At 69.4% G+C, this 15,541-nt stretch carries 15 protein-coding genes; 7 read left to right on the top strand and 8 right to left on the bottom strand.

The window, feature by feature from the left end; genetic code table 11:
- Positions 1 to 131 precede the first annotated feature (131 nt).
- From ychF to NX1_RS18095, 3 genes are all read right to left on the bottom strand, one after another.
- The gene (gene ychF, locus NX1_RS18085; protein ID WP_068060382.1) at positions 132 to 1,229 is read right to left on the bottom strand and encodes a redox-regulated ATPase YchF; all 1,098 of its coding nucleotides are present in this window, start codon (positions 1,227 to 1,229) and stop codon (positions 132 to 134) included.
- 360 nt (positions 1,230 to 1,589) lie between these two features.
- Positions 1,590 to 1,850, bottom strand: coding sequence for a hypothetical protein (locus NX1_RS18090; protein ID WP_068060385.1), 261 nt, complete (start codon positions 1,848 to 1,850; stop codon positions 1,590 to 1,592).
- Positions 1,851 to 1,960: 110 nt separating this feature from the next.
- Complete coding sequence (locus NX1_RS18095) at positions 1,961 to 2,881, bottom strand: quinone oxidoreductase family protein (protein ID WP_068060388.1); 921 nt, start codon at positions 2,879 to 2,881, stop codon at positions 1,961 to 1,963.
- 156 nt (positions 2,882 to 3,037) lie between these two features.
- Here NX1_RS18095 and NX1_RS18100 point away from each other — a divergent pair, with 156 nt between their 5' ends.
- Both NX1_RS18100 and NX1_RS18105 read left to right on the top strand, forming a co-directional pair.
- On the top strand, positions 3,038 to 3,874 hold the full coding sequence (locus NX1_RS18100; protein WP_068060390.1) for an AraC family transcriptional regulator: 837 nt from the start codon (positions 3,038 to 3,040) through the stop codon (positions 3,872 to 3,874).
- 10 nt (positions 3,875 to 3,884) lie between these two features.
- Positions 3,885 to 4,307 (top strand): VOC family protein, encoded by a 423-nt coding sequence (locus tag NX1_RS18105; protein WP_068060393.1) that lies wholly within the window; start codon positions 3,885 to 3,887, stop codon positions 4,305 to 4,307.
- Between the two features lie 2 nt (positions 4,308 to 4,309).
- Here the strand turns inward: NX1_RS18105 and NX1_RS18110 are convergent, their stop codons facing one another.
- Genes NX1_RS18110 through NX1_RS18120 form a run of 3 tightly spaced genes read right to left on the bottom strand, consistent with a single transcriptional unit; the run spans position 4,310 to position 7,595 of the window.
- Positions 4,310 to 5,197: a carbohydrate ABC transporter permease gene (locus NX1_RS18110; protein ID WP_084501529.1), complete on the bottom strand. Its 888-nt coding sequence runs from the start codon at positions 5,195 to 5,197 to the stop codon at positions 4,310 to 4,312.
- Positions 5,198 to 5,232: 35 nt separating this feature from the next.
- Positions 5,233 to 6,201 (bottom strand): carbohydrate ABC transporter permease, encoded by a 969-nt coding sequence (locus NX1_RS18115; protein ID WP_084501525.1) that lies wholly within the window; start codon positions 6,199 to 6,201, stop codon positions 5,233 to 5,235.
- The gene (locus NX1_RS18120) at positions 6,198 to 7,595 is read right to left on the bottom strand and encodes an ABC transporter substrate-binding protein (RefSeq protein WP_084501526.1); all 1,398 of its coding nucleotides are present in this window, start codon (positions 7,593 to 7,595) and stop codon (positions 6,198 to 6,200) included. Before NX1_RS18120 ends, NX1_RS18115 begins: the two co-directional genes overlap by 4 nt.
- A 194-nt stretch (positions 7,596 to 7,789) precedes the next feature.
- On the opposite strand from NX1_RS18120, the gene NX1_RS18125 reads away from it, so the two are divergent.
- The 5 genes from NX1_RS18125 to NX1_RS38040 all read left to right on the top strand — a co-directional run bounded on the left by NX1_RS18125 (position 7,790) and on the right by NX1_RS38040 (position 13,210).
- Complete coding sequence (locus NX1_RS18125) at positions 7,790 to 10,069, top strand: carbon starvation CstA family protein (protein WP_084501527.1); 2,280 nt, start codon at positions 7,790 to 7,792, stop codon at positions 10,067 to 10,069.
- Positions 10,070 to 10,140: 71 nt separating this feature from the next.
- A complete protein-coding gene (locus NX1_RS18130; protein ID WP_245668559.1) occupies positions 10,141 to 10,311 on the top strand; it encodes a YbdD/YjiX family protein in 171 nt (56 codons plus the stop codon).
- Positions 10,312 to 10,504: 193 nt separating this feature from the next.
- Positions 10,505 to 12,157, top strand: a complete 1,653-nt coding sequence (locus tag NX1_RS18135) for a DNA-3-methyladenine glycosylase 2 family protein (RefSeq protein WP_068060401.1) — start codon at positions 10,505 to 10,507, stop codon at positions 12,155 to 12,157.
- Positions 12,158 to 12,191: 34 nt separating this feature from the next.
- Positions 12,192 to 12,704, top strand: a complete 513-nt coding sequence (locus NX1_RS18140) for a methylated-DNA--[protein]-cysteine S-methyltransferase (RefSeq protein WP_068060404.1) — start codon at positions 12,192 to 12,194, stop codon at positions 12,702 to 12,704.
- Between the two features lie 191 nt (positions 12,705 to 12,895).
- Positions 12,896 to 13,210, top strand: coding sequence for a type II toxin-antitoxin system Phd/YefM family antitoxin (locus NX1_RS38040; protein ID WP_068060407.1), 315 nt, complete (start codon positions 12,896 to 12,898; stop codon positions 13,208 to 13,210).
- Between the two features lie 2 nt (positions 13,211 to 13,212).
- Here the strand turns inward: NX1_RS38040 and NX1_RS35495 are convergent, their stop codons facing one another.
- Both NX1_RS35495 and NX1_RS18150 read right to left on the bottom strand, forming a co-directional pair.
- The gene (locus NX1_RS35495; protein WP_157119830.1) at positions 13,213 to 13,479 is read right to left on the bottom strand and encodes a PIN domain-containing protein; all 267 of its coding nucleotides are present in this window, start codon (positions 13,477 to 13,479) and stop codon (positions 13,213 to 13,215) included.
- The coding region (locus tag NX1_RS18150) for an SbcC/MukB-like Walker B domain-containing protein (protein ID WP_281216678.1) at positions 13,476 to 15,541 on the bottom strand (2,066 nt) is incomplete at its 5' end. The genes NX1_RS18150 and NX1_RS35495, both read right to left, overlap by 4 nt.

Raw genomic sequence — 15,541 nt, forward strand, 5'->3', positions numbered from 1 at the left:
TCTGACCAACACAGTGAGACCGCACCGTCAAGCTGTTGACTCACTGGAGGCATACAACGATCACTATGCGCGTGCCTCGGTAGTTGGACCGCCGTATCCGCACCCCCCTCTGCTCTGTGCGCGGTCAGCCCTTACTTCTTCCCTCCAGACGCTAGTCCGCTACGGAACTCGACGACGTCGCCGTCGGTCATGACGTAGTCCTTGCCTTCCATGCGCACCTTGCCCGCAGCCTTGGCGGCGGCCATGGAACCCGCCTCGACCAGATCGTCGAAGGCGACGATCTCGGCCTTGATGAAGCCGCGTTCGAAGTCGGTGTGGATGACACCCGCTGCCTTGGGGGCGGTGTCGCCCTGGTGGATGGTCCAGGCGCGGGATTCCTTGGGGCCTGCGGTGAGGTAGGTCTGCAGGCCGAGGGTGTGGAAGCCGGCGCGGGCGAGGGCGTGCAGGCCGGGTTCGGTCTGGCCGATGGATTCGAGCAGTTCCATGGCGGATTCGGTGTCGAGCTCGAGGAGTTCGGCTTCTACCTTGGCATCGAGGAAGACGGCGTCGGCGGGCGCGACGGAGGCCTTCAACTCGGCGACCTTGGCCTCGTCGGTGAGGACGGACTCGTCGGCGTTGAAGACGTAGAGGAAGGGTTTGGTGGTGAGCAGCGAAAGTTCTTTCAGCAGTTCGGTGTCCACCTGATCCTGGGCGGCGAAGAGGGTCTTGCCGCTGTTGAGGATCTCCTGGGCCGCCTTGGCCGCGTCGGCGACCGGCTTGCGGTCCTTCTTGACCTTGGCTTCCTTCTCCAGCCGCACGACCGCCTTCTCCAGGGTCTGCAGGTCGGCGAGGATGAGCTCGGTCTCGATGACCTCGATGTCGGCGGAGGGGTCGACCCGGCCGTCGACGTGCACCACGTCGTCGTCGGCGAAGACGCGCACCACCTGGCAGATGGCGTCGGCCTCGCGGATGTTGGCGAGGAACTTGTTGCCGAGGCCCGCGCCCTCGGAGGCACCCTTCACGATGCCCGCGATGTCGACGAAGGACACGGTCGCGGGCACCTGGCGCTCGGAACCGAAGATCTCGGCGAGCTTGCCCAGCCGCGGATCGGGCAGCGGGACCACGCCGACGTTCGGCTCGATGGTCGCGAACGGGTAGTTCGCGGCCAGCACGTCGTTCTTGGTCAGCGCGTTGAACAGCGTCGACTTTCCGACGTTGGGCAGGCCGACGATTCCGAGGGTGAGACTCACGAGGTAGAGAGTCTACGCGTCGTCTCGAACTGCTAGGCCAGCGCCATCATCCCTCCCGCCAGCGCCGCCGCCACCCCTCATGCGCGGGCCGCTGGCCGTTCGCACCGCACGCGCCCGCCGCGCGGCGGATCGCCTACACGGCCGTCGATAGCGCGAGCACCCCACCACCCCAGCGGTGCACCCGTTCCCCCGCCACCACAAGCGCGCATGCGCTGCCGTACACCCGCACAGGGTCGTGGTCGGCGTCCAGTTTGCTGGTGATTGGACGAGTTGATGGTGATCACATAGCTGTTCGGCGCCAGCAGATGCGCTGCCGTCACCCGCCCACGCAACCACGCGTGAGCCGACGACCGCCATCTCCTACAAACCTCGAGCCAGCGTTCGCGCGACGCTCCGGGCCAGCTCGTCCGACGCGGCGGCCGCCTCCGGTCCGCCCTCGTAGTACCGCAGAAACGCCTGATGGAAGCAGGTGCCGTCGAGTAATGCCGCTACCGTCTCCACTTCGACGGTCTCGCCGACCCGACCCAACCCTTGCTCAGCACGCAGGTACGCCGCGATGCCTTCGATCGCCTTCCCCGGACCCGCGCCGTGCTTGCTCATCGCGTCCCGATGCGCCGCCATCCGCTGCGGCTGCGCGAGCAGACCACCGAGCAGCGGCAGCGACTGCTGATAGAAGTTCAGCGCACCGCGAGCCAGCGCGGGGCGCGGCCGACAGGTGATCGGCGAATCGATCAGGGAATCAGCACGACTTTGCCGAGGTTGCCACGGCTTTCGATCAGCGCATGCGCCGCCGCCGCGTCCTCCAGCGCGAACTCCCCGTGCACGACGGGCCGCACCTGCCCGGACGCGAAGTACTGCCACAGCTCCTGCCGCCAATGCTCGTACACCTCGGGCGTCTCCCGCGCGATCCGCGCCATCTGGAAGCCGATCACCGACTTGGCGCCAACCAGCAAGTCGTAGGCCTGGATGGTGCCGCCGCCGGAGCTGTAGGCGACGAGACGTCCACCGGGTACGAGGGCGGCGAGAGCGGGGCCGAGCAGCTCGCCGCCGACGGCGTCGAGGACGTAGTCGACGGGCTCGCCCCACGACTGGCCGTAGACGGCCACGTCGTCGACGCCGAGTTCCCGAAGGAATTCGCCCTTGGCCGGGTCGGAGACGGCGGCGACCACGCGCTCGGCTCCGCGCACCCGCGCGAGCTGCACGGCAAGGTGACCCACCCCGCTCGCCGCGGCGGTGATCAGCGCGGACTCGCCGGACACCGGCTTCGCGGCATCGAGCGCACCGAGCGCGACGAGGCCGCCACGCACCAGCGCGACCGCGTCGACGGCGGAGGCGCCGTCGGGAATGGGCGACGCCATGTCCTGACGCAGCATGGCGTATTCGGCGTAGCCGTGGCCGAAGCACAGCCCGGTGACGCGGTAGCCGGGCGCGAAGTCGGTGACGCCCTCCCCCACGGCGATCACTTCGCCCGCGATCTCCCCGCCGAGCGGGATGGGCTCGCGCTGTTCGCGCACCTTCCGCACCACCGGCAGGGTGACGCCGATCGCGTGCACCTTCACCAGCAGTTCGCCGGGCCCTGGCGTCGGTGTCTCGGCCGATTCCAGCTCGAGCACCTCGGGACCACCACTGCGCTCGTAACGGATTCGACGCATGACACCTCCACTCCTTATCTGAAGGCGTAACGGTAACCGGACAGCAACCCGAACTCACATACTCGGAAGCACCCGTGTGCGCGATCTCACCGGACCCGGAACCGCGGCGTGCGCCACGTTCGCGCGCACGACCCGCGCGGGCGTACCGTGACCCGTATGGAGCCGACCACGGAGGTGGTGACGGCGCGACCGGCGCCCGCGCTGGCGGCATTCATCGATCACTACCTCGGCTACCGGATGACGGGATACGCGCCCGGCCTGCACCGCGGCCTGCCGTCGCGCCATCTGACGTTCATCGTCGCGATCGGCCCGACGATCGACGTGGTGACGCAGACCGATCCGGCCCAGCACCCGCGCGCCTATCGCTGCGTCCTCAGCGGATTGCAGGCGAGTTCGGCCGCCATCGCGCACAACGGGACTCAAGAGGGCGTGGCGATCGCGCTCACACCGATGGGCTGCCGGACGCTGTTCGGGCTGCCCGCAGCGGAGATTTGGAATACCTCGCTCGAATGCTCCGAACTCGCGGGACCGACCGGTGACGAGCTGTGGGAGCGTCTTCAGGGCGCGGCGCCGTGGGCGCGGCGATTCGCCGTCTGCGACGAAATCCTCACCCGCATGGCCTGTTCCGACCGGCTCGTCACCCCGGAACTCACCTGGGCTTGGCGTGCCGTGGTCGACAGCGGCGGCACCGCGAGCATCGGCCCACTGGCCGATCGCATCGGCTGGTCGCGCCAGCATCTGGCGCGCAAGTTCGGTGCGGAGTTCGGTCTGAGCCCGAAGCTCGCCGCCCGTATCACCCGTTTCGAGCGTGCCAGGCGGATGCTCGAACACACGCCCTCGTTCGTCTCCATCGCCCAGATCGCCGCGACCTGCGGGTATTACGACCAGGCCCATTTGAATCGCGATTTCCTCGACCTCGCGGGGTGCAGCCCGACCACCTGGCTGGCCGAGGAGATTCCATCCGTCCAAGACGAGCCGGGGGTCGCCGGATGAGGCTGGAACCATGACGAATCCCACAACAGCAGACACCACCACCCGCACCGCGATCTGGCCCAGCCTCGCCTTCCTCGACGCCAGGGCGATGACCGACTTCCTGGTGAACGCCTTCGGCTTCCAGGTCACGGCCAGTTACGCCCGCGAGGACGATCCGTCGATCATCGAGCACGGCGAGCTGCGCTGGCCGCTCGGCGGCGGCGTCATGTTCGGCTCCGCGGGCAAAGACGACACCCCATTCGGTCGGCGCAAGCCAGGCAACGACTCGATCTACGTCGTCTGCGACAAGCCCGACGACCTCTTCGAGCGCGCGACCGCGGCGGGCGCCGAGGTGGTCCGCGGCCTGCGCGACGAGGACTACGGCTCGCGCGGCTTCACTGTCCGCGATCCCGAGGGCAACCTCTGGAGCTTCGGGACCTACTGGGGCGAATAACGCTACCGTCCGCCGAAGCCGGACATCGCGATGCCGCGGAGGAAGGCGCGCTGACCGATCGCGTAGACGGCGAGCAGGGGCAGCAGGATGACGACGGCGGCCGCCATCAGCAGCGGCCACTGCGAGTAGTACTGCCCCTGCAAGCGGACCAGCCCGAGGGTGACCGTCGCCAGCTCGTTGCGCTGGATCATGACCAGCGGCCAGAGGAAGTCGTTCCACACGGTGATCCAGGTGAGCACCGCGAGCACCATGAGCGCCGGGCGGGTGTGCGGGAGCAGCACGCGCCAGTACACCTGCCAGGTGGAACAGCCGTCGAGAATGGCGGCCTCCTCCAATTCCGTTGGCAGCGTGCGGAAGAACTGACGCATCAGATAGGTGCCGAAGGCGCTGCCGAACAAACCGGGCACGATCATCGACCAGGCGGTGTCCACCCAGCCGAAGGCCCGCATGAGCAGGAACTGCGGGATCACCGTCACCGTGAGCGGCACCATCAGCGTCGCCAGATAAGCCAGGAACAACGCATCCCGGCCGCGAAAACGCAAGCGCGCGAAGGCGTATCCCGCCAACGAGCAGAAGAACACCTGTCCCGCGGTCACACATGCCGCGTAGACGGTGGTGTTGAGCAGCATGCGACCCATCGGCAACAGCTCGAACACCCGGCCGAAGTTGGACCACTGCGGATCCGCGGGCAGCAGAGTGGGTTCGGTGATCTCGCCGTCGCGCTTCAGCGAACCCGACAGCGCCCACAGGATCGGCGCCAGCGCACACCACGCGACGCCGGCCAGCGCGGCGTAGATGCCGATCCCGCGCACCAGCCTCCGTACGGCGGCATGCTCCACGCGACCGCGCTTTCGGTGCTTCCCTTCGGGCACATCGACCGCACGCGTCATCACACCGCCCTCCCGCCGAACGACCTCGTAGCCGTTCACAACTCGGTCTCCGCGCGCCGGGCCAATCGCAGCTGAAGGATCGTGAGCGCCAACAGAATCGCGAAGATCACCCAGGCCAACGCGGAGGCGTAACCCACCTCGTAGAAACCGAACGCGTGCTGGAACAACATGATCCCGAGCAGATAGGTGCCGGTCTCGGGTCCGCCGTTGCCGCCGGTGAGCGCGTACGCCTGGTCGAAGGCCTGCACCGAATTGATGACGGTGATCACGAAGACGAACGAGAGCGGCCCGCGAATCAGCGGCAGCGTCACCGAACGGAAGCGCCGCACGGCGCCCGCGCCGTCGATCTTCGCCGCCTCGTACAGCGTTTCCGGCACCCCTTGCATCGCCGCGAGCAAGATGACGGTGGCGAAAGGCACACTCTTCCATACGGTCACGATGCTGAGCGAGACCAGCGCCCAGTCCGGGTCGGTCAGCCACGGCACCGGGCCGACGCCGAACCAGCCGAGCACGAGGTTCAGCAACCCGTCGTCGGTGGTGAACATGAAACGCCACACCACCGCCATCGCCACCGTCGAAGCCACCAGCGGCAGGAACGCGAGGGTGCGGAACAGGCCGACACCGGCCAGCTTTCGGTTCAGCACGGCCGCGACGACCAAGCCGATCGCCACGGTCGGCAGCAATGTCAGCACGGTGAACACCGCCGTATTGCGCATCGCTATCAGGAACAGCGGATCGGAGCCGAACAGCCGCCGGTAGTTGGCCGTCCCGACGAACCGCGGCGGGCTGAACAGGTCCCAGGCGTGGAAGCTCAGATACAGCGAGAAGCCCAGCGGGAACAACAAGAAGACCAGCACCGCGGCCAGATTCGGTGCGACGAACAACCATCCGGCCCGCTCGCGCCTGCGCGCGAGCCGGCCGCGACGCACTCGGTGCACTGACTTGCGCGGCGGGGTCCTCGTACCCGCCTCGTCCAGCACCGCGTCGTCGACGGAGGCACTCATCGCGCCGCCAGCAACGCGTCGACGTCGCCCGCGAGCCGCGCGCTCAGTGACTGCGCGGTCGCCGCACCGCGCAGCACCCGGTTCCCGCCCCGCTCGAGCAGTGCCGACACCTTGCCCCACATCGGCGTCACCGGCAGCGGACGCGAACTGTCCGGGCCTTCGGTCATCACCGCCAGGTTCCGGATCTCGCGATGCGCCGCCGCGAATCCGGGCGCGGCCATGGCGGATTTCAGCACCGGCACGAACAAACCGGAGCCAGCGATGATCGCCTGCCCTATCGGCCCGGTCGCGAATTTCACAAACTCCCAGGCCTGTTCGATGCGCGGGCTGTCGGCGGCGATGGAGAGGCCGGTGCAGCCGACGTCGGTGATCGCTCCCGGCCCGCCGTGCGGTCCGACGGGAAGCACGGTCAGATCGATGGGAACGCCGTCGTTGCCCGCGAATTCGGAGTAGAGCCAGTGTCCGCCGAGCGCCATGGCCGCGCGACCACGCCGGAACAGATCCGGCGCCGAAACCGACTGCTGATCCGCGATTCTCGGCGCCACCCGATGCCGCACCGCGAGATCGGCGTAGAACTGGAAGCCCTCCGCGAAGCGAGGATCCCCGAGATTGGTGCGGGTCGGATGCACCGAGGGCGTGAACCATTCGGCGCCGTTGTTCATCCCGAAGCAGGCGGCCGAGAAGTAGGGCACCCAGGCGTCGGCAAAACCCCACTGCCTGGTGCGGCCGTCGCCGTCGCGATGGGTGAGAGCGCGGGCGGCGTCGAGGAACTCGTCATAACTCCAGGCGTCGCGCCATCGGGTGGGGGGCTTCAACCCAGCGTCGGCGAACAGCGCGCGGTTGTAATAGAGGAAGACGCCGGACCACTGCTCCGGCAGCGCGTACTGGCCGCCGCCGTAGCTGAAAGTGTCGTACAGCGTGGGGAAACTGTCGCGCCGCAGCTCCGCGGCGTACTCCGGTTCCCGATCGAGCAACGTGCGCAGATCGAGCAGCACACCGCGCTCGGCCAGCCCCGCGTAGAGCAGTTCCCAGGCCATCAGCACGTCGGGGCATTTGCCGCCCGCGCAGTAAGTGAGCATCTGCTGCAACGGGTCAGGGCCCGACATGACGGTGCGCACCGGAATGTCGGGATGCCGTTTCCGGAACTCGTCGATGATCTGCAACCGAACCCGCGCCTCTTCGGGACGGGCTTGGAAGAAGAACGTCAGCGCGTCGTCGCCCGAGCCGCACGCGTTCGCCAGCAACGGGGCGGCGAGCGCCGAGCCGAGCAGGGTGCGCCTGCGAATTCCGCGCGGCGCGTCCTCGACCTTCGGCCGCCCGAGGAGACGCGCGGCCGGGTATGGCGCGGGCGAACGCGGGATCGAATCCAGAACAGCCCTCCTCGGGGCGGACATGGAGTGTGACGAAACGCATCGCAGCATACGTCCGGCTATGACAGCCGAGACGACAGACACACGAACAATATTTAACGGTCGTCCATCGATGGCCGGAATCCGCGCAGCGGCGATCGGGCATCCGCTACGTTGTCTCGTGTTTCAGCATGATCCCGCACGTCGAGATCCTGCGCGTTTCACAGGAGAGTAGGCAGATGGCGACAATCGAATATCTGCGGACCGACCCCGACCTGCCGCCCGTCGGCGTGGTGGACAGGTCCCCGATCACCCCGGCCAAGAAGGCTGTCTTCGCTGGAATCGCGATACTCGGCGCGGTCGCCTGGACCATCCTCGCCATCGCGCGCGGCGAGAACGTCAATGCGGTGTGGATCGTCATCGCGGCGGTGTGTACCTACGTCATCGCCTACCGCTTCTACGCGCGATTCATCGAGTGGAAGATCACCAAGCCGCGCGACGACATCGCGACGCCCGCCGAAATCCTGGAGAACGGTAAGGATTTCATGCCGATGGACCGGCGGGTGCTCTACGGGCACCACTTCGCCGCCATCGCGGGCGCGGGTCCGCTCGTCGGTCCGGTGCTCGCCGCGCAAATGGGTTATCTGCCCGGCACCATCTGGATCGTGGTCGGCGTCTGCCTGGCCGGAGCGGTACAGGACTACCTGGTGCTGTGGGCGTCCACCAAGCGGCGCGGGCGCAGCCTCGGCCAGATGGCGCGTGACGAGCTCGGCGTGGTCGGCGGAATCGCGGCCATCGCGGCGATTCTCGTGATCATGATGATCCTGCTCGCGGTGCTCGCGCTGGTCGTGGTGAACGCGCTCGGCGAGAGCCCGTGGGGCGTGTTCTCCATCGCGATGACCATCCCCATCGCCCTGTTCATGGGCATCTACCTGCGGTTCCTGCGCCCGGGCAAGGTCGGCGAGGTGTCCGCGATCGGCATCACGCTGCTGCTGCTCGCCATCGTCTCCGGCGGCTGGGTGTCCGAAACCGAGTGGGGCGCCGACTGGTTCACGCTGTCGCGGACCACCATCGCCTGGCTGCTGATCGCCTACGGCTTCCTGGCCTCGGTGCTGCCGGTCTGGCTGCTGCTCGCCCCGCGCGACTACCTGTCCACCTTCATGAAGATCGGCACCATCGGCCTGCTCGCGGTCGGCATCCTGATCACCATGCCGGTGCTGAAGGCTCCCGCGATCTCCGACTTCGCCTCCACCGGCACCGGTCCGGCCTTCGCGGGCAGCCTGTTCCCGTTCCTGTTCATCACCATCGCCTGCGGCGCGCTCTCCGGTTTCCACGCGCTCGTCTCCTCCGGCACCACGCCCAAGCTGCTGGAGAAGGAATCGCACGCGCGGATGATCGGCTACGGCGGCATGCTGATGGAATCGTTCGTCGCGGTAATGGCCATCATCACCGCATCGATCATCGACCAGCACCTGTACTTCGGCATGAACGCGCCGCTCGGCCTGACCGGCGGCACCCCGGAGAAGGCCGCCGCGTACACGAATTCGCTCGGCCTGGCCGGTCCGCCCGCCACTCCGGAGACCTTCGCGGGCGCGGCGGCGGACGTCGGCGAGAAGACCATCATCTCGCGCACCGGCGGCGCGCCTACGCTGGCGATCGGCATCTCCGAGGTGTTCCACCAGTTCCTCGGCGGCGAGAGCATGAAGTCGTTCTGGTACCACTTCGCGATCATGTTCGAGGCGCTGTTCATCCTGACCACGATCGATGCTGGCACCCGCGTCGCGCGGTTCATGACCTCCGACGCGCTCGGCAACTTCGGCGGCCCGCTGCGCAAGTTCAAGGATCCGTCCTGGCGGGTCGGTGCGTGGTTGTGCTCGTTCGTGGTGGTCGCCGCGTGGGGTTCCATCCTGCTGATGGGCGTCACCGATCCGCTCGGCGGCATCAACGCGCTCTACCCGCTGTTCGGCATCGCCAACCAGCTGCTCGCAGCCGTCGCGCTGACCGTCGTGATGACCATCATCGTGAAGAAGGGCCTGGCGAAATGGGCTTGGATTCCCGGTATCCCGCTGGTCTGGGACCTGCTGGTGACCATGACCGCGTCCTGGCAGAAGATCTTCTCCGACGACCCGAAGCTGGGTTACTGGAAACAGCACAGCCTCTGCCAGCAGGCGCAGGAGGCCGGAAAGCTCTGCCTCACGGCGAAGACGCCCGAGGACGTGGATACCGTCATCCGCAACACCTTCATCCAGGGCACACTCTCGATCGTGTTCGCGGTGCTGGTGCTGATCGTCGCGGTGGTCGGAGCGCTGGTGTGCGTGCGCGCGTGGCGCTCCGGCGGCGGTGAGACGACCGAGTCGCCGGAAGAGCCGTCGAAGATCTTCGCGCCGAGCGGGTTCCTCGCCACCGCGACGGAGAAGACTGTGCAGAAGGAGTGGGACGAGCTGATCGCGACGGGCAAGGTCCGCGCACCCGGCGCTGCCCACGCGCAGGGCCCGGCCAAGGCGGAAGCGTCCGCGTAATGAAGGAATCGCTCGCGCCGCGGGAAGGCAGGTCGGCACGGCCGGCCCTCCCGCGGCGTGCGCTCGACGCGGTGCGCGCGGTCGTCTGGTGGTTCGACTCGATCCTGGGCGGCCAGGACTACCAGCGCTACGTGGCGCACCTCCGACGCAACCACCCGGACCGTCCGATCCCCACCGAGCGCCAGTACTGGCGCGACCGCCACGCGGAAGCCGAGCGCAGCCCCACCAATCGCTGCTGCTGATCCCCACCGCCATACGCCGCAACCTGCTTGCCCTCGCGATGACGTTCACCGCCTGATGGGGACCTCGTCGCCGCTTGTCCGGCCGAGCCTGCGCCGCCGGGCCGGTGATGCGCGCGGGCGGTTCGTGCCGCCTGTGACGCCCTCGGCGATAGTGTCTGATTTCCGCTAGCACGGTGCGGCGAGAGCTGACATTGTGGATTGCGTGACCATCACGGCGTTGGATTTCGAGCAGTGCTATCGGGCGGTGTCGACGCGCGACTCGCGCTTCGACGGACAGTTCTTCACGGCGGTGCGTACCACCGGAATCTATTGCCGCCCTTCGTGTCCGGCGATCACGCCGAAGCGGGCGAACGTCAGCTTCCTGCCGACGGCGGCCGCGGCGCAGCACGCGGGATACCGGGCATGCCGCCGCTGCCTGCCCGACGCGGCGCCCGGCTCGCCGCTGTGGAACACCAGGGCCGATCTGGCCGCCAGGGCCATGCGGTTGATCGGCGACGGCGTCATCGAGCGGGGCGGGGTACCCGCGCTGGCCGCCACCCTCGGCTACTCCCAGCGCCAGCTCACCCGGGTACTCACCACCGAGCTCGGGGCGGGGCCGCTGGCGCTGGCCAGGGCGCACCGCGCGCACACCGCGCGACTGCTCATCCAGACCACCGCGATGCCGATGTCGGACATCGCGTTCGCGGCGGGCTTCGCCAGCATCCGCCAGTTCAACGACACGGTGCGCGAGGTGTTCGCGGTCAGCCCGACCACCATGCGCACCGAGGCGCAGCGCGCGCGCAAGGACCAGACGCAGACCGCGCCGACGACGAACGGCTCACTCTCGCTTCGCCTTCCGTTCCGGGAGCCGCTCGACCGCGCGTGGCTGGAGTGGTTCCTCTCCTCGCACGTGGCGCCCGGCATGGAGCTGTGGGAGGACCACACCTACACCAGGAACCTGCGCACGCCGCACGGGCACGCGACGGCTCGGCTGAGCTTCCGCGGCGATCACGTGCGCGCGGAACTGGCCCTGCACGACATGCGCGATCTCGCGCCGACGGTCGCGCGGGTGCGTCACCTGCTCGACCTGGACGCCGATCCGGTCGGCATCGACGAGGTGCTCGGCGCGGACAGGGCGGCGCTCCAGGACGGCGCGAGGTCGGCGTGGCGCGGGTCCGCGGTGGACACCTTCGACACCGACGACGCGCGCCGGGTGCGCACCGCGACCCTGCCCGATGCGGGCAGCGCGCCCGCCACCGTCGGCGCAGGCACGTGGCGCACCGGCGCGGACCGGGTGGTATTCACCCCCGGCATCCGGGTGCCCGGTTGCCTGGACGGCCCGGAACTGTTGTTGCGCACCATGATCGGGCAGCAGATCTCGGTGTCGGCCGCGGCCACCCACACGGCCCGGTTGGTCGAGGCGCTCGGCGAACCGGTCGAGGGGCCGGTGCCGCGGCTGTTCCCGACGCCGGACGTCATCGCCGAGCGGGGCGCCGAAGTGCTGACCGGTCCGGGGCGGCGCGTCCGCTCGATCGTCGGCGCGGCGGCCGCGCTCGCGGCGGGCGATCTGCAACTGCACGCCGGTCGCACCGCGGCCGATCTGCGCCGCGACCTGCTGGCGCTGGACGGCGTCGGGCCGTGGACCGCCGACTACGTGACCATGCGCCTGCTGGCCGATCCCGATATCTTGCTCGACACCGACTTGGTCGTCCGGCAGGGCGCGGATCTGCTCGGCATAGACCTGAGCGACACCGCGCGCTGGGCGCCTTGGCGCTCCTATCTGTCCATGCACCTGTGGAAGACCGCGCTGAGCAGGCGCGCCGCCGCACCCAAGCGGCCGGCCCGCTCCGCACGCAAGACCGACTGACCCACCCTGCCGCACCATCGAAAGCGAGCACACCATGAGCATCGAATCGACCCGCGCCGCCGACTTCACCGTCGTCGACACACCCATCGGCCCGTTCACGGCGATCGCCGACGACGAGGGCGCGGTGCTGGCCTCCGGCTGGACCGCCGACGCGGAGAACCTGCGCCTGCTGATCCACCCGACACTGCGTCCGGCCGTAGTGCGGCAACGGGATTCGCTCGGCGCCGTGTCCGACGCCATCCTCGCCTATCACCGCGGCGACGTGCACGCCATCGACGACGTTCCGGTGCGCCAGCGGTCGGGGGAATTCCTCATGCACGCCTGGGACGTGCTGCGGAAGGTCCCCGCGGGCGATCCGGTGACCTACACCGAGTTCGCCGCCATCTCCGGACGGCCGGAGGCGACCCGCGCCGCGGCCAACGCGTGCGCGCGCAACGCGGCCGCCCTGTTCGTGCCGTGCCACCGAGTGCTGCGGATCGGCGGGGCTCTCGGCGGGTTCCGCTGGGGGCTGGACGCCAAGAGGTGGTTGCTCGATCACGAGGCGTGAGATTTCGCGCGGTTCGAACGCGCCGGTCGCCCGCTCGGGCGACCGGCGCCTTGTTCGTTTGGGTAGACGAATGCGGCCGGAGAGGTGGCGTCGCTCACCGCGCCGCACATGCCGCGGTCGCCGTCGCAGCAGTTGCCGATCGAGGTAGCGATTCCGCACCAGCCAGGCGGCGGGTCGACCAAAATGGAGACATGTCCGCCCCAGCCGAACTGCCCGAAATCACGCAGCGTGAACTCCGCGACAACGCCGGTCGCGTGCTGCGGGATGTCAGCGCCGGGGAGTCCTACACCATCACAGTCGATGGCGCCCCGGTGGCGGACATGATCCCGCATCGCTGTGTCACCCGTAGGACGGCCGTACCCCGCGATGAGGTGCTCGCAGTCTTTGCCGGACTAGCACCCGCCACGCACGACGGGGCAGCCGAATCGGCCGAGGTGGTGGACGACTCGGTGCACGACCCGTACGACCTCGCACGGGTCATCGGAGAGTTCGCGGGTAACGAGTAGCCCTACAGGCTGCCGCGCGGCACGACCCAGCGGTGACTCGAGTCGATCACCGTTGCGACGGTTTCGAAGTCGGCGTCGTAGAGGACGAGGACGAGGCGGTGCTCCATCGCCAGCACGGCGGTGATCAGGTCCGCGATGCCGACCTCGCGGTGCCTGCCACGGCGGGCCAGCTCGCGCTGAATGGCGAACGCACGCTGCCAGTGTTCGTCGTCGGTGGGCAGATACTCGTAGGCGGCGCGGCGGTCGGTCCGCAGCCGGGGGCGCCTCAGGCGACGGTGGTCTCCAGGCGGGAGCCGGTGCGGCCGCGTACGACGTGCAGGCGGCTGGGGATGCGCTGGCGCATTTCGTCGACGTGGCTGACCAGGCCGACGACGCGGCCGCCGGCGCGGAGTTCGTCTAGGACGCCCATGACGGCGTCGAGGGTGTCGGCGTCCAGGCCGCCGAAGCCCTCGTCGATGAATAGGGTGTCCAGGACCAGGCCGCCGGATTCGGCGGCGACGGTGTCGGCAAGGCCGAGCGCCAGCGAGAGGGACGCCATGAAGGTCTCGCCGCCGGAGAGGGTCTTGGCGGGACGCACGGCGCCGGTGTAGTCGTCACGGATGTCGAGGCCGAGGCCGCCGCGCCTGCCGCGCGGACCCGCCTTGTCCGAGTGCACGAATTCATAACGGCCGCCGGACATTCGACGCAGCCGCACGGAACCCGCGAGCGCCACCTCCTCCAGGCGGGCGGCCAGTACGTAGGAGCGCAGCGACATGCGGCGGTTGTTCTCGCCGCGTCCGGCGACCACGTCGGCGAGCCCGGCCAGCTCCTCGTGGGTGCGTTGCAGCGGCGCGATCCGGTCCACCTCGGTCCACAGCTGACCGCCGAGTTCCTCGAGCAGCTGCACCCGCCGCCCCGCCTCGGCCTGCGCGGCGACCGCCGCGTTCAGCCTGGTCTGCGCATCGGCGAGCCTGCGCTCCAGCTCGGCGGAATCGCCGGGTTCGGCGGTGGCCGCGGCCTGGATCTCGGGTTCGGCGAGCACCTTCTCGGCGTGCGCGCGGGCGTCTTCGGCGGTGACGAGCTCGGCGTCGATCTCCTGCTGCCGCTGCGGGGTTCGCGAGGCGGCGTTGACGACGCGGGCGAAGGCGGTGAGCAGCGCGACGTCGCCGCCGCCGAGCTCACCTTCCGGAACGAATCCGGCCGCGCGCGCGAGACTTTCGACGCGGTCGGCGATCGCGGCGACCTGCTCGCGCGCGGCGGCCGCGGCGGTGCGTGCGGCACGCAGCGCGGTGGCGTCGGTGACCAGTCCGTTCAGTCGCGCGCGACGGTGGCCGATGGTGCCGTCGGCGCCCGCGGCGGCGCGCAGGCGTTCGGTGAGTTCGTCGAGACGGGTGACCGACGCGGCGATGCGGGTGACGACGGTGCTCGCGCTCGCCTCGGCGGCGCGCAGGTCGTCGTGCAGGCGGGTTTCCTCGGCGCGCAGCCGGGACAGTTCGGCGGTCGACCCGTCGACCAGCGCGGCGAGTTCGGCGGCGTCCTCGTACCGGTGGGTCGCCGAGCGCAGCGCGGCCGCGAGCTCGACGCGGTCGGCGTCGCCACCGCGAGCGGCCAGCGCCTCGATCTCCTTTTCCAGAACGGTGATTCGGCTGTGGACACGGTCGCGGTTCTGCTCGGCGGTGCGCTCGGCGGCCACCGCCGCATCCTCGGCTTCTTTGGAGACCGCGCTCGGCGCGGGCTCGGCGGGCGACGGGTGCTCCGCCGCGCCACACACCGCGCACGGTTCCCCGTCGACCAGCTGACCAGCGAGTTCGGCGGCCATGCCCGCCAGGCGGCGCTCGCGGAGGTCGAGCACACGCTCCTTGGCGTCGTTGTGGACGGTCCGCGCGGTCTCGAATTCGATCCGCGTGCGGTCCAGATCCGTTCTGCGACCCGCCAATTCGACGGCGGCGGTGGCCGCGGCCTGGAGCCGTTCGCACTCGGCGGTCAGCGAAGGCAACGTGGCGGCGGCCTCGGTCGCCTCGCGGACCCTGGCCTCGGCCGCGGCGATCGTCGCTGGCAGGCGCTCGCGACGCCCGGTCAGCTGGGCCATTCGTTCGGTCAGCGCCGCCGACTCGGTACGCAGCTCGTCGATCTCCCGCCGCAGCCGGTCGGCGGCGGTGGCGTCGGCGCTGACCTCGTCGAGCGCGCCGATCTGGGCGCTCCAGCGCCGGACGGCTGCGTCGAGATCGGCGTCGGCACGAATCGCCGGCCCGGATCGATCCGCGCTCGTATCCTCTTCCGCACCAGCACTTTCCGGCGCTACCAGCGTCGCACCGTCGAGATCGGCCGCCGCGGGCTCGAGCAGCGCGCCCG

Origin of the sequence: Nocardia xishanensis NBRC 101358 (genome assembly GCF_001613365.1) — a bacterium.
Lineage (GTDB): Bacteria > Actinomycetota > Actinomycetes > Mycobacteriales > Mycobacteriaceae > Nocardia > Nocardia xishanensis.